11 protein-coding genes are annotated in these 13,272 nt (G+C 72.5%); 8 read left to right on the top strand and 3 right to left on the bottom strand.

The genetic code is table 11. The features are described 5' to 3' along the window. The first annotated feature begins 239 nt into the window (after positions 1-239). From ACFWGZ_RS32345 to ACFWGZ_RS32325, 5 genes are all read left to right on the top strand, one after another. The gene (locus ACFWGZ_RS32345) at positions 240-767 is read left to right on the top strand and encodes a YbaB/EbfC family nucleoid-associated protein (RefSeq protein ID WP_382455382.1); all 528 of its coding nucleotides are present in this window, start codon (positions 240-242) and stop codon (positions 765-767) included. 37 nt (positions 768-804) lie between these two features. Next, a complete protein-coding gene (locus tag ACFWGZ_RS32340; RefSeq protein WP_382455381.1) occupies positions 805-1,110 on the top strand; it encodes a type VII secretion target in 306 nt (101 codons plus the stop codon). After that, positions 1,110-5,216 (top strand): DNA/RNA non-specific endonuclease, encoded by a 4,107-nt coding sequence (locus ACFWGZ_RS32335; RefSeq protein WP_382455380.1) that lies wholly within the window; start codon positions 1,110-1,112, stop codon positions 5,214-5,216. Before ACFWGZ_RS32340 ends, ACFWGZ_RS32335 begins: the two co-directional genes overlap by 1 nt. Before the next feature lie 58 nt (positions 5,217-5,274). Beyond that, the gene (locus tag ACFWGZ_RS32330; protein ID WP_382455379.1) at positions 5,275-5,742 is read left to right on the top strand and encodes a hypothetical protein; all 468 of its coding nucleotides are present in this window, start codon (positions 5,275-5,277) and stop codon (positions 5,740-5,742) included. 147 nt (positions 5,743-5,889) lie between these two features. Further along, positions 5,890-6,789 (top strand): hypothetical protein, encoded by a 900-nt coding sequence (locus ACFWGZ_RS32325; RefSeq protein WP_382455378.1) that lies wholly within the window; start codon positions 5,890-5,892, stop codon positions 6,787-6,789. Here the strand turns inward: ACFWGZ_RS32325 and ACFWGZ_RS32320 are convergent. Together ACFWGZ_RS32320 and ACFWGZ_RS32315 are read right to left on the bottom strand one after the other, a co-directional pair. Further along, on the bottom strand, positions 6,786-7,313 hold the full coding sequence (locus tag ACFWGZ_RS32320) for a hypothetical protein (RefSeq protein WP_382455377.1): 528 nt from the start codon (positions 7,311-7,313) through the stop codon (positions 6,786-6,788). The two genes, ACFWGZ_RS32325 and ACFWGZ_RS32320, sit on opposite strands and share 4 nt — an antisense overlap. Positions 7,314-7,358: 45 nt before the next feature. Further along, positions 7,359-8,528, bottom strand: a complete 1,170-nt coding sequence (locus ACFWGZ_RS32315) for a glycosyltransferase 87 family protein (RefSeq protein ID WP_382455376.1) — start codon at positions 8,526-8,528, stop codon at positions 7,359-7,361. 156 nt (positions 8,529-8,684) lie between these two features. Here ACFWGZ_RS32315 and ACFWGZ_RS32310 point away from each other — a divergent pair, with 156 nt between their 5' ends. Further along, a complete protein-coding gene (locus tag ACFWGZ_RS32310; RefSeq protein ID WP_382455375.1) occupies positions 8,685-9,269 on the top strand; it encodes a DNA-binding protein in 585 nt (194 codons plus the stop codon). 28 nt (positions 9,270-9,297) lie between these two features. Further along, complete coding sequence (locus ACFWGZ_RS32305) at positions 9,298-9,954, top strand: RES family NAD+ phosphorylase (protein ID WP_382455374.1); 657 nt, start codon at positions 9,298-9,300, stop codon at positions 9,952-9,954. 39 nt (positions 9,955-9,993) lie between these two features. Here the strand turns inward: ACFWGZ_RS32305 and ACFWGZ_RS32300 are convergent, their stop codons facing one another. Further along, entirely contained in the window at positions 9,994-11,853 is a 1,860-nt protein-coding gene (locus ACFWGZ_RS32300; RefSeq protein WP_382455373.1) for a S9 family peptidase, read from the bottom strand. 89 nt (positions 11,854-11,942) lie between these two features. On the opposite strand from ACFWGZ_RS32300, the gene ACFWGZ_RS32295 reads away from it, so the two are divergent. Continuing rightward, the gene (locus ACFWGZ_RS32295) at positions 11,943-13,145 is read left to right on the top strand and encodes an amidohydrolase family protein (RefSeq protein ID WP_382455372.1); all 1,203 of its coding nucleotides are present in this window, start codon (positions 11,943-11,945) and stop codon (positions 13,143-13,145) included. Positions 13,146-13,272: the final 127 nt, after the last annotated feature.

Here is a 13,272-nt window from a genome sequence, read left to right as displayed (position 1 = left end):
CCCTCGTACTGGTGGTACGGGGGTGCGGGGGCGGTGCCGCGAGGTGACCCGCCGAGCGTGAATCCGCCCGCCGACGGGCCGGGTCGCACCACGGGTCCCGCTTGACTCGACGGCGTCCCGCTGGTTCGTTCGGTGGGACGCCGTTGGTCTGTCCGCACTATTTGGCCCGGGGGTGGAACGGGATCACCTCCGGCTGCGTCATCCTTTGAGTCCGCTGCATTTTGGGGAAGGAAACACCGGTGCCCGAGGACATCGCCGGGTCGGAGCAGATGCTCGCGAACTGGAACCAGAACATCCAGGCACGTGCCGCGCGCTACCAGGAGATGGCGACGCGCGTGCAGGGGATGACGATCTCCGAGCGGTCCTCGGACGGTTCCGTCGAGCTGACCATCTCCTCCAGCGGGATCCTGCAGAACCTCGTGATCAACGAGTCGGCCGCCGGCAAGCGCATGTCCGAGGTCAGCGGCGAGATCATGAAGCTGCTCCAGCGGGCGCAGTCGCGCATCCCGGAGCTGTTGCAGGAGGCCATGGCCGAGACCATCGGCACGCAGGACGAGACCGCCAACGTCCTGTTCAACGAGGCCAAGAAGAACTTCCCGGCCCCTCCCGCCGAGGAGCCGGCGCGCACGCCGTACGACCGCAACGAGATCAACTTCCGGGTGGAGGACGACGCGACGCCGCCCTCCCGCCCGACGCCACCGCCTCCCCCGCGCCGCAGGCCGCCGTCCGACGACGACGACTTCGGCGGGGAGTCCGTGCTCTCCTGACCTGCACCTGTTCACCGCCCGAACTTGAGGGGGTTCGATGACTTCCGGTGGTTTCGAAGTCACCTCGGACGTGCTGGAAGCGCACGCCAAGGCTCTGGAAGGCCTGCACGGGCGTTTGCAGGGGGCAGTGGACGCGGCGAACACCGTGTCGATGCCGACCGACGCGTACGGGATCATCTGCCAGCCGTTCCGCATGCTGCTCGACCCCGTCGAGCAGTGGGGCATGAACGCGCTCAAGGGCGTCGCCGACGCGATGGACGCGACCTCGAAGAAGGTCACCGAGACCGCCAAGCAGTACCAGGCCGTCGAGGACCAGATCACCAACGCTCTGAAGGGCTTCTGATGTCCTCACCGAACCCCTTGGTGGCGCAGGCGCCCGCGGAGCCGTCCGGTTTCTTCAACGCCGGCACCGGTGACAACGGCTGGGCGACGGGTTTCTCCATCGCCGACTCCGCGGTGGACGCGTACAAGGGCATCTCCGAGGGCAGCTGGATCGAGGGCGGCCTCGGCGTCGTCGGTCTCGTGGCCGATGCGGCGTCCATGGCGATCGACCCGTTCGGCACGCTGCTGTCGTCCGCGGCGTCGTTCCTGATGGAGCACATGCAGCCGTTGAAGGAGGCGCTGGACTGGCTGGCGGGCGACCCGCCGGTGATCCAGTCGTACTCCACGACGTGGGGCAACGTCTCCGCGGAGCTCGGCAAGATCACCGGTGACTACAAGGCGGCGGTCGACGCCACCGCGTCGTGGACCGGTGCCGCCGGTGACGCCTACCGCAAGTCGGCGGGCGAGCAGCTCGACGCGCTGTCCGGTGCCGCCTCGACCGCGGGCTCGGTGGGCACCGTCGTCGGCGTGATGGGCATGGTCGTCGGGTTCGTGCGCGAGATGGTGCGCGACCTGATCGCGGACCTGGTCGCGAAGCTGATCACGTGGGTGCTGGAGGCCGTGTTCACGCTCGGCTTCGGCACGCCGGTGATCGTGGCGCAGGCCGTGACCGCGATCTCGAAGTGGGCCACCCGCATCGGTGAGCTGATCCAGAAGCTCATCAAGACCATCAAGAAGGTCTCGCCGCTGCTGGGCCGTCTCGTCGAGATCTTCACGAAGATCATGAAGGTCGTCGGCAAGCTGGTCGGCAAGGTGACCGGTCTCGACGTGATCTCCACGAAGTCCATCAAGCCGGGCGGCTTCTTCCAGCGGCCGGGCGACGTGGACCTGACGCCGTCCGGCAGCCCCGGTTCGCCTTCGTCGTCGTCCTCGCCCGGGTCGTCCCCCGGCGGTTCGTCGCCGTCGTCCACTCCGGACAGCTCGCCGTCGTCGCCGTCGTCGCCTTCGTCCTCTCCGGACAGTTCGCCGTCGTCGCCTTCCTCCTCCTCGCCCTCGACTTCGTCGCCGTCGTCCTCCTCGACGCCGGACGCGCCGTCGCGCACGCCGGACGCCTCGTCGCCGTCGTCCGCGCCGTCCCCTTCGCGCACGCCGGACGGCTCGTCCCCCGACGCGCCGTCGCGCGCCCCGGACAGCTCGTCGCCGGACGCGCCGTCGCGGGCCCCCGACAACGGCTCGGCGCCCTCGTCCTCGCGGACCCCGGACAGCTCGCCGTCGTCGCCGTCTTCGCCGTCGAGCGCCCCGCACACGGCGTCGTCCCCGTCCGCGCCGTCGTCGCCCTCCGCTCCGGACGCCCCTGCCCCGCGCAGCACGGGCCAGACCGTCCAGTCGTCGGTGGCACCGCCGGAGGCGCCGGTCCGCCCGGACGCCCCGCACGCCCCGGCGCGCACCCCCGACAGCGGCGCCCCGTCGACCGCGCCGTCGCAGGCCGGTCCGGTGGGCGGCTCGCCGAACGCCGGCGGCAACGCCCCGTCCTCCCCCGCCGCGGGCCGCCCGCCCGCCGGTGGCGGCCAGGGCTGGACCGGCACGCCGGGCAGCCGGGGCGACCTGGGTTCCAGCGCTCCCGCGCCGAGGTCTCCCGACACGTCGACGTCGGCCGCCCGTGCCGACGCTCCCGCCCGCCCCGGCTCGACGCCGTCGGCTCCGTCCGCGCCGTCGGCCCCGTCGGCTCCTTCCGGTGGGCTGCCGTCCGCCCACGCCCCGTCCGGCGGCCTGCCCTCGGGCGGTGCTCCCTCGGGCGGCGTGCCGCACAGCCCGTCCGGTGGCGCTCCCTCTGCGGGCGCACCGCACAGCCCGTCGGCCGGCACCCCGCACAGCCCGTCGGCCACGAGCCCGTCGTCCGGTGCCCCGAACGCGGCCCGCCCCGACGCGACTCCCCCGAGCCGCACCACGGCACCTTCGGCCGCGGCACCGCACTCGCCGTCGGCACCGCACGCCCCGTCGGCTCCGCACTCGCCGTCGGCTCCGTCCGGTCCGGCCATGCCGCCCGCCGGTGCCCCGCACGCCCCGTCGGCGGGAGCGCCGCACGGACCGAACACGCCGAACACCCCGCAGGGCCGTCCCAGCGGACCGTTCGGCGGCCCCAACGCTCCCCACGGCGGCCCGAACGCACCGCACGGCGGTCCTTCGCGCCCCGACGCGCCGAACGCGCCGTCGCGCCCGAACACGCCCTTCGGCGGTCCCAACGCACCCCACGGCGGCCCGTCGCGGCCCGACGGCTTCACCCCGCCGCACAGCGGCCGTCCGGACGCACCGCACGGCGGACCCGGTTCGCCGTCCCGCCCCGACGCACCGCACCGTCCCGACGCCCCGCACCGCCCCGACGGCAGCGGCCCCGGCAACCGCCCGGACAGCACCCGGCCGGACGGCACCCGCCCCGACGGTGCACGGCCCCACAGCCCGGAAGGCGCCCGCCCGCGCGGTCCCGAGGCTCCCCCGGCCCCGCACCGCACCCCGGACTCCACCCAGCCGGGAGCCGCGACCCCGCACCGTCCCGACGCGGGCGTCCCCCACCAGCCGAACGCACCCCACGGCCCCGACGCGCCCCACCACGGCCCGGACGCCGACCGCCCGCACAACACCGACCGGCCCCACGACGCGGACCGGCCGCACGACCCGGACCGCCCCCACGACGGCGACCCGGACGCGCCGAACAACCACGACGCCCCGCCCGCCGACCGCCCGAGCCCGGAAGAGGCGCACGCACGGCACGCCGAGCAGACCCCGGCCGGCGTCTCCCACCACGGTGGCGACGGCGACATGGGCGACCTGCCCCACCGCGTGCCGAACGACCCGAACTACTTCACCGCCGACGTGCACATCACGCCGGACGGGCACGCACGCGTCGGTGGCCACGACTACACGCCCGCCGAGTACGCCGACATGCTGCGGCGCGGCGGGTACGACGGCAGCCGTCCCGTTCGCCTGATCGGGTGTGACGCGGGCAGCAACGACTTCGCCCAGCAGCTGTCGCGGCACCTCGACGCCCCGGTGGTCGCGCCGACCAGGCCCGCCTGGACCGACACCCACGGCCGCGTCTTCACGAGCGACGCGGACGTCCTGCCGGACGGCACCCGCCAGCCCCGGATCCCCCCGAACGGCGAGTGGGAGACCCACCACCCGGACGGCACCAGGACCAGGGCGAGCGAGGACGGGTTCGCGCCCGGCACGCACGACAGGGACAAGGACCTCGACCCGACCGACGCGCGGGACCGCGCGGCGGACAACGACGCGGACAACTCCCCCGACGCCGACCCGGACCCGCGGCCGAGGGTCACGATCGACGCCGACCACCCGGACGCGCCGCTCAAGAGCAGGCCGTTCGGCCGGGAGGCCGACGGCACGCCCAGCACGCTCGAGCCCAACACCCGCTACGAGGTGACGGACCGGGCGGGCCGCGACCGCGGCACGTTCATCACCGACGGCGACGGTCGGGTCGTCGAGGTCCACACGACCTCCGGCGAGAAGGGCAACTGGCGGCCGGACAGCCGGCAGCCGTTCCCGAACGCGACCTACCACGTCACCGGCCAGGCGGGCAGCGTCTACCACTTCCACACCGACGCCGAGGGCCGCACGTCCAGGATGGACGGCGAGCTCGTGCACACCGGCTCGGACGACGCGCGCCGCAGCCCGGACCAGGGTCCCGTCGGGCACGAGGGCCGCAACGAGTACAAGGACATCAACGACGAGATCGTCGACAACTTCCGGCAGACGCACGGCCGGGACCCGCTGCCCGGCGAGGTCCGGCTGTACGAGGACGTCGGCTGGAACGGCGGTCACCTCGCGGGCACCGAGTTCGACGGGCCCGGCGAGTACATCAACATGGTGCCGATGCTGGAGTCGCTCAACCAGCGGCAGGCCGGCACGACGATCGCGGACAACTTCCGGGCGCTCGAGGAGCACTGGGGCGACATCCTGAGCCGCGACCCGAAGCCCAAGCTCGACGTCAGCATCGAGATGGACTACCCGGACGGCCGCAAGGCCCCGACGGCGATCGGCGTCCAGTACTGGGTCGACGGCGTGCTGCAGCCGGCGATCACGTACAAGAACATCCCGCCGCTGCAGCCCTGACCGCCGCACGGGGGTAGCGTCAGCGACCCCAGCACCCCGAACGCAGTGAGGAACCGCCATGACGCAACCGAACCGGCTGAGCCCACCTGAGCAGGAAGAGGTGGTTCAGGAGGTCGCGGGGGTGATGCTGCAGTCCGCGCCCGCCGGCTGGCAGCGGATGGAGCTCCTCTACCGCTCGACCGTCGGCGTCGACTCGGCGGAGCTCCTCGCGACCACGACGGGCGAGCCGGAGCGGGTGCCCGTGCCGATGAAGATCTCGTCGCGGATGGGGTCGCTGCGCGAGGGCATGTACGAGCAGGACAGGGGCAGCTGGTTCACCGCGCGGCTCGTGCTCGAGCCGCCCGGCAAGTACCAGGTCGACTACGACTACGACGGCGAGCCCGCCTACACCCCGCCGCTCACGGCGAGCGCGTACGCGCTCGACTTCCAGTACTACCCGCGCAGCGAGGAGCACACCCCGGACTGGCTGCGGGACAAGCTCGCCGAGGCCGCCGAGGCGTCCGCGGGCACCGAGGAGAGCTCGTAGTTCCCGCGCTGTCGCCGCACGTCCGGGCGCTCACACCCACTCGGAGCAGGTGTGAACGGGCCGGGGTGGGCGACCGGCCCGCGCGGGCTGTGGTGGCCCGATAAGATCAGCGGGGTTTGCACGGGGAAAGAGGGGCGAGGACCAATCATGAGCCAGCCGGCGACACCGCTGAGCGAGCAGGACCAGCAGCTGCTCGTGCGGCAGATCGGCCGTGCCATGCTGCCGGCCGTACCGCAGGGCTGGCAGCGCATCCGGACCGAGTACCGCGCGGCGGGACGGCACATCGAGGTCGACATGGCCTTCGCCGGGCCCGACGGGCAGTTCCGGCCGGTGCGGCCGCCGATGGACGTGGTGCAGATGTTCGGCCAGCTGCGCGGGGGCATGTACCACCCCGACCGCGGCACGTGGCTGAACGCGCTGTACGAGATCGAGGCCCCCGCTGCCTTCACGGTCGACTTCAACGCCGAGGACGAGCCGCGCTGGCGCAACGCGCCGCCGCCCATCGGTTTCCGCGACGAGCTGCAGACGTTCCCGCGGCCGGACCGGCTGATCCCGGACTGGTGGCGCCAGCGCGTGGGCCTCCCGCCGCTGCCCGCGCCGGAGCCGGAACCCCAGCCGCAGCCGCAGCAGGAGTTCCAGGTCCCGCCGCAGAACCAGCAGGCCCCGGCCGCGCCGGGTGAGCTGCGCACGGCGCGCGTGTACGACGGCAAGAACGACGACGGGCGCATCGTGGTCAACCGGCAGCCGGTCGACCCGCAGCTGGTCGAGAACCTGCTCGCCTACCTCGAGTCGGCCCCGGTCGTGCTCGCGGCGCGCAGCTACGACGTCGACGAGTTCTCGCAGAGCGGCGAGCAGGACGTGCCGCTCAACTTCCGCACGGACGGCACCTGGATCTGGGCCGGCGCCGTGCCGCACTACCTGCGCAAGTACGGCCTGCCGCCGGAGCCCGAACTGGTGGCGCACGCCGTGGCGCGCGGCTTCCAAGTCGCCGAGGTGCCCGAGCAGACGCAGGACCGTGCGGTCGCGCTGATCACGGGCCAGAGCTAGACACGATCGAGTGAACGCAGGTACGCCTCTCCCCTCGGGGAGAGGCGGTACCCCACTCGCAGCGACTCCGTGAGGCCCTGGGCCTTGAGCTTGCGGACGTCCGCCTTGAACGGCAGCTTCTCCCGGCCTGCCGACTCGGCCAGGTCCGCCGCCCGCACACCGGGGTTCGCCGCGATCAGCCGCAGCAGCGCCAGGGCCGGCTCCGCGAGCTCCACTCCGTCCACATCGGACGACGAACGCAGCGCGATCCGCGGGTCCTCACCCGCGAAACGCAGGCGGATGCGGTAGAGCGAGCCCTCACGCCCCTCCACAGTGGACATCAGGGCCTTCACCGTCCGGTACCCGGCCGCCACCGCCTCCGCGCGGCTCACCCGCGACACGACCTCCACCTCGTCGATCGCGAGGACGCCCAGCGACGTCCGCAGCGTCCCGCCGGGGCGCACCGTCGGTCGTGTCCACCGCCGGAACTGCAGCGTGACCTCGCCGGACCGGATCCGGTCCCAGTCAGCCAGTCGGATCAGCACCGCAAGAGGGTCTCAGGTCGCCGGGTCCGGCGACAGCGGCACCGTTCAGCCCGTGGGCGAAGCAGCGCGGCGGCGCTCGCGCACGACCCGCACGCCGAGCGCGACCAGCACGGCGATCCCGACGAGCACGTAGAGGTTGCCGACCAGCTGCTGCCACCAGGACCAGTCGCGCTCGACGTCGTTGTCGCGCGGGAACAGCCAGTGCGGGCCGACCGCGAAGACCGCCACGACCACCCACGACGCCCAGTGGCGGCGCAGCGCGGGCCGGGCGAGCAGCACGAGCGCGGGAGCGATCCACACCCAGTGGTGCCCCCACGACACGGGCGAGATCAGCAGGCCGCCGAGCGCCACGACGAAGAACGCCTCGACGTCACCGAGGCGCGAGGCCAGCCACCACACGGCGGCCACGACCAGAAGCGACGCCACGAGCCACACGGCGACCTGGGCACCGTTCTCCAGCCCGAAGCGCGCCAGCATGCCGCGCACGGCCTGGTTCGACGCGTACGTCAGCCGTCCGACGCGGCCCGGGTCGAGCAGCGCGTGCGTCCAGTACTCCTTCGCGTCGCCGAACGAGACGAGGAACCCCACGAGTCCGAAGAAGAAGAACGACGCGATGGACACGAACACGGGTTTCCACTGCCGTCGCGCGACGAAGAACAACGCGAAGAACGCCGGCGTCAGCTTGATGGCGGCCGCAAGTCCGATGAGCGCGCCGCGAGGCCACCACCGCGTGCGTTCGAGCAGGCAGTCGGCCATCACGAGCAGGCCCAGCAGGAGGTTGACCTGCCCGAACCAGAGCGTCTCGCGCAGCGGGTCGAACACCGACGCCACCGCGGCCGCGCCCAGTCCCCACGTGACGGCGTCCGGTCCCCGGCCGACCACGCGCTGCGCCGCGATCAGGCACAGGCCGGTGAGCATCGCGAGGTTCGCGAGCGCCACCGCGAAGATCGCGACCCCCAGCGGCACGATCGCGAGCAGCGCGAACAGCACCGCGGCGATCGGCGGGTAGGTGAAGGGCAGGTCGGGCCCGCCGAGCGGCTTGGCGAAGCCCTCGACGTAGAGGGGCAGGTCCTGGAGGAACGCCGCACCGCCGTTGCGGTAGACGCGCAGGTCGAGCGACCACCCCGGCGGGCGGATCATGACGTAGGCGAGCGTGGCGACCATGACGGCGCCCCACGCCACCACGACCCGCTTGGCGGTGCGGTCCAGCTGCATCGGGCGATGGTATCGGGGTGCCGGGTGAGTCCCACGTCACCGCCGCGAACCTGGTTTTCTCACGTAGCGTCGCCACGTGACCGCGCAAAGTGGAACTTTGGTCCTTGCGCCATTTGTAGGGCGCACAAATGCGCACGCACGGGATATTCTGTGCGCATGAGCCCCGCACTGGAGACGGTGCTGGCCAAGGCCGGCCTGCAGGTGAGTCCCGACGAGTTCCTGGCCCTCGTGTCCGACGCGGCGCGAAGGCTGGCCCCACCGCACCCGGAACCGGCCACCTACTTCACGCCGGACCAGCAGACGGCGCTCAAGGACGTGGGCCTGGACCTGTCGCCCGCGGTCCCCGACGACTCGAAGCCGCGCACCCGCACGGTCGTGGCGCACGCCGTCCTGCGCGACTCGGCCCTGACCGTGAACGAGGCCGCCCGCCAGCTCCAGGTCGACACGAGCCGCATCCGCCACCGCCTCGGTGTCGGCAGGCTGGTCGGCTGGAAGGACAGGGGCAGCTGGCGCCTGCCCGCGTGGCAGTTCGCGGGCACCGGTGTGCTCCCGGGCCTCGAGACCGTGCTGACCGCGATCCCCCCGGACCAGCCGGCCCTGGTCGTGGCCGCGTTCATGACGAAGCTCCAGGAGGACCTGCTGGTCGACGGCAAGCCCGCCACCCCCCGCGAGTGGCTCCTCGCAGGAGGAGACCCGCGCCGGGTGGCCGACCTCGCCTCCGTGCTCGGCACACCTGCCTGAGCGCTTCCCGAACACCGACAGGACCCGAATGTCACGGCTTCCACAGCCGCCTGCCCCTGCCGTGCTCCAAGCACAGCTGCGCCGCACCGAGGACGTGGTGGCGGTGCACCGCGCGACCCGCCTGGTGCGCGTGTTCACGGCGAAGGGCTCCCACCCCCAGCGCTGGAACACGTTCCGCTACACGGGCCCGCTGCCCCACGCCCGCTTCGACGCGCAACAGCCCGCGGACGACGGCGGCCCGGTCCAGGACCACGAGAACGGCGTCCTGTACTTCGGCCTGTCGGTCCGCACGTCGATCGCCGAGGTCTTCCAGGCGACGTCGATCGTGGACCGCCGCACCCGCTCGCCGTTCCTGGTCGTGCTGCGGCCGCGCCGGACCTTGCGGCTGCTGGACCTCGGCGGGCTGTGGCCCACGCGGGTCGGCGCGTCGCAGGAGATCTCGACCGGGCCCAAGCTGGTGACGCAGGCGTGGTCGCGGGCGATCCGGGCGGCCTACCCGGAGCTGGACGGGCTCTGGTACCGGTCGTCGATGGACTCCGGCGACCCCGCCATCTGCCTGTGGGATCCGCCCGGGGCTTCGGGGCTCCCGGCGGCTCCGGACGTGCTGCTGCCGCTGGACCACCCCGGGCTGGACCTGCCGCTGGCGCGGGTGTGCGAGGAGCTGAACTACACGCTGCTGGGCTGACGCGGCGCGCCGGCCCAGCAGTCGTCGAGCCGGCTCGGCTCAGGCCTTCAGGTAGCGGCCCCACCACTCGAGCACCGCGTCGAAGCGCTGCTTGCGGTGCCGCGGCTGACCCGTGCGGGTGAGCTCGTGCCCCTCGCCCGGGAAGATCAGCATCTCCGTCTCCACGCCCCGCCGCTTCAGCGCCACGAACATCCGCTGCGCCTGCTCCAGCGGGCAGCGCCAGTCCTGCTCGGAGTGCACGACGGCGAACGGCATGGTGATCTTCTCCGCGTAGGTCAGCGGCGACATCGCCCGCTGCGCCTCGGGGTCGGTGCCGCAGTAGGCGTCGGCGAAGAAGTAGCCGATGTCCGACGAGCCGCCGAAGGAGTCCCAGGCGTTCACGGCGCGCTCGGACCAGGCCGCCTTGAAGCGCTCGCCGTGGTGGGCCGAGAGCCACGACGTCATGAAGCCGCCGTAGGAGCCGCCCATCACACCGACGCGGGCGGAGTCGAGGTCCTCGCGCGTCAGCGCGGCGTCCAGGAGCGACAGCACGTCGTCGACGTCCACCGTGCCGAACTTGCCGATCACCGCCTGGCCGTGGGCCTGGCCGTAGCCCGCCGAGCCGCGCGGGTTCGGCAGCACGACGGCGTAGCCGGCGGTGGCGTAGACCTGGGCCTCGTCGAAGAAGCCCCAGCTGTGGTACATGAACGGGCCGCCGTGCACGGCCAGCACGACGGGGTGCGGGCCGTCGCCGTCCGGCAGCACCAGCCAGCCGTGCACCGGGTAGCCGTCGGAGGCCTCGCCGGTGAGCTCGACGACGCGGCGCGCGGGCACGGACGAGAACGCCGTGCGCACGCCGGTTCCGACGAACTCGACCTGACCGGGGCTGTCCGGGGTGGACACGATGGCGACCGTGGTGGACCCGTCGGTCGCGAACGAGCGGACCGCGGCCTTCTCGCCCGCGAGCACCTCGCCGGGGCCGCCGTCGAACGGGATGCGGCGCAGTTCCAGCGCGCCGCGGTTGCGCACGACGAGCAGCACGCCGGTGGCGTCGGCGACGGGCTGGCCGGACAGCCGTTCCACGTCCACGGTCTCGACGTCGGTGAGGCGGGTGGCGCCGGTGCCGTCCAGGGCCGACTTCCACAGGCCCTGGTTGCGCGCCACGCCGTCGATGCCGGTGAACTCGGTGCCCAGCCAGAACAGCGACGAGTCCGCGACGAACGGCATCGAGACCTCGCCGGCACCGGTCACGAGCAACGACACCGCGCCGCCGGCAGCGGGAACCGCGTACAGGTCGGAGTGCAGCGTCTCGGCGGCGCCGAGGTCGCGCGGGGCGACGAACACCAGCGTCGCGTCGTCGAGCCAGGCCGGGTCGGAGACGTCGAACGAGCCGTCGGTCACCTCGGTGACCTCGCCCTCGAGGTCGACGACGTGCACGCGCGGGCGGCGGTCGCCGAGGAAGCCGACGTCGTCGACGCGGTAGTCCAGGCGCGTGATGCGGCGGGGCGCCTCGGCCTCGGGGCCGTCGTCGGTCGTGCCGTAGCGGCCCTGCTCGGGCACGCGGGCCACGAACGCGACGCGCGTCGAGTCGGGCGACCACACCGGGGCTCCGGCGCCGAGCGGCAGGTCGGTCAGCTTCCGGGGCTCGCCGCCGTCCACCGGGACGACGTGGAGCTGGGGCTTCGACTTTCCGCTGACGCGCAGGAACGCGACCAGTTTGCCGTCCGGAGAAATGCGCTGTGCATTGTCACGATCACCGTGTGTCCACGGTGTTGTCGTTCCGTCCGGGAACACCCGGTGCAGACCGCCCCGGTAGGTGTTCTTGTCGAGGTCGGGCGTGGTGATGCTGACCAGCACCAAGTCCCCGGACACGGCGACGGTGCCGGGCGTGGTGAGCAGCTGCAGGTCTTCAGGGCGCACGGCGTGGACGTTAACAGAACTTGTTAGCAAGGCTCAGGGTCTTTTGTTGACCGATCACAAAAATTGACTCGCCGCATAGATTTCCGCGTATGACGCGCATCGTGTTCTCTGGGGGCAGGGTCTTCACCGGCTCGACGACGGAGCCCGGCGACGTGGTGGTCGAGGGCGACCGCGTCGTCGACGTGGGCACCGGCCTCGACGGCGACACCGTCGTCGACGCGACCGGCCACACGGTCCTGCCGGGGCTGTTCGACTGCCACGTGCACTTCATGTTCAGCGGCGCCGACCTGGTGCGGTCGCTGAACACGCCGTTCTCGCTGCCGTTCTACGAGGCCATCGGGAACATGAAGGCGACCCTGCAGTGCGGCATCACGACGGTCCGCGACGCGCTCGGCGCCGACCTCGGTGTCGCGGAGGCGGTCCGGCGCGGTCTCGTGCCCGGCCCGCGCATGCAGATCGCGGTCAACATGGTCTCGCAGACCGGCGGCCACAACGACGACTGGATGCAGTGCGGCGCCCACATCTCGCCGCCGCTGCACCCCGGTCTGCCCGACACCGTCGCCGACGGCCCGGAGGAGCTGCGCAAGGTCATCCGCACGCTGGTCCGGCACGGCGCCGACGTCATCAAGATCGCGTCGAGCGGCGGCGTGATGTCCCCGCGCAGCAACCCCCGGCACGCGCACTTCCGCGACGAGGAGATCGCGATGATCGTGCAGGAGGCCAACGCCGCCGGCATCGCGGTCATGTCGCACGCCATGAGCGGCGACGGCATCCTCACGGCCGTGCGCAACGGCGTGCGCTCCATCGAGCACGGCGTCTTCCTCACCGACGAGGGCATCGACGAGATGATCAAGCACGGCACGTGGCTCGTGCCGACGCTGATGGCGCCGCGTATGGTGCTCGACCAGGCCGCGGCGGGCGTGGCGATCTCCGACGTCATCATGGAGAAGGCGAAGGCCGTGGTCTCGCAGCACTTCCAGTCGTTCCAGAAGGCGCACCAGGCGGGCGTGAAGATCGCGATGGGCACCGACTCCGGTGTCGGCCCGCACGGCGACAACCTCACCGAACTGACGCTGATGACCGAGTACGGCATGTCACCTGCCGAGGCGATCCACGCGACCACCAGGTCCGCCGCCGAGCTCCTGCGCCTGGAGGACGACCTGGGCGAGATCGCGCCCGGCAAGCTCGCCGACCTCGTCCTCGTGGAGGGCGACGCCGAGCAGCACGTGAAGGCGGGCACGCTCCGGCAGGCCGTGCGCGCCGTCTACCAGAACGGCGTCTCCGTGCTCTGACCCCGGACGCGGCGAAGGCCCGTGTCCGGCGGGAACACGGGCCTTCGCCAGGTCAGGAGATCAGTGGTGCGCGTCCGCGTCCGCGCCGATGTGCTTCGCGGCCTCCGGGTGGCGCTTCACCTTGAGC

The organism is Lentzea sp. NPDC060358 (assembly GCF_042725365.1).
Lineage (GTDB): Bacteria > Actinomycetota > Actinomycetes > Mycobacteriales > Pseudonocardiaceae > Lentzea.
The sequence above is the reverse complement of the archived record's forward strand: the minus strand, read 5'-3'. Positions and strand labels throughout refer to the sequence as shown.

Coding starts and splice junctions, on each gene's coding strand:
- ACFWGZ_RS32305 (WP_382455374.1), top strand. CDS start 9,298: ATGTCACGGCTTCCACAGCCGCCTGCCCCTGCCGTGCTCCAAGCACAG.
- ACFWGZ_RS32340 (WP_382455381.1), top strand. CDS start 805: ATGACTTCCGGTGGTTTCGAAGTCACCTCGGACGTGCTGGAAGCGCAC.
- ACFWGZ_RS32325 (WP_382455378.1), top strand. CDS start 5,890: ATGAGCCAGCCGGCGACACCGCTGAGCGAGCAGGACCAGCAGCTGCTC.
- ACFWGZ_RS32330 (WP_382455379.1), top strand. CDS start 5,275: ATGACGCAACCGAACCGGCTGAGCCCACCTGAGCAGGAAGAGGTGGTT.
- ACFWGZ_RS32310 (WP_382455375.1), top strand. CDS start 8,685: ATGAGCCCCGCACTGGAGACGGTGCTGGCCAAGGCCGGCCTGCAGGTG.
- ACFWGZ_RS32335 (WP_382455380.1), top strand. CDS start 1,110: ATGTCCTCACCGAACCCCTTGGTGGCGCAGGCGCCCGCGGAGCCGTCC.
- ACFWGZ_RS32295 (WP_382455372.1), top strand. CDS start 11,943: ATGACGCGCATCGTGTTCTCTGGGGGCAGGGTCTTCACCGGCTCGACG.
- ACFWGZ_RS32315 (WP_382455376.1), bottom strand. CDS start 8,528: ATGCAGCTGGACCGCACCGCCAAGCGGGTCGTGGTGGCGTGGGGCGCC.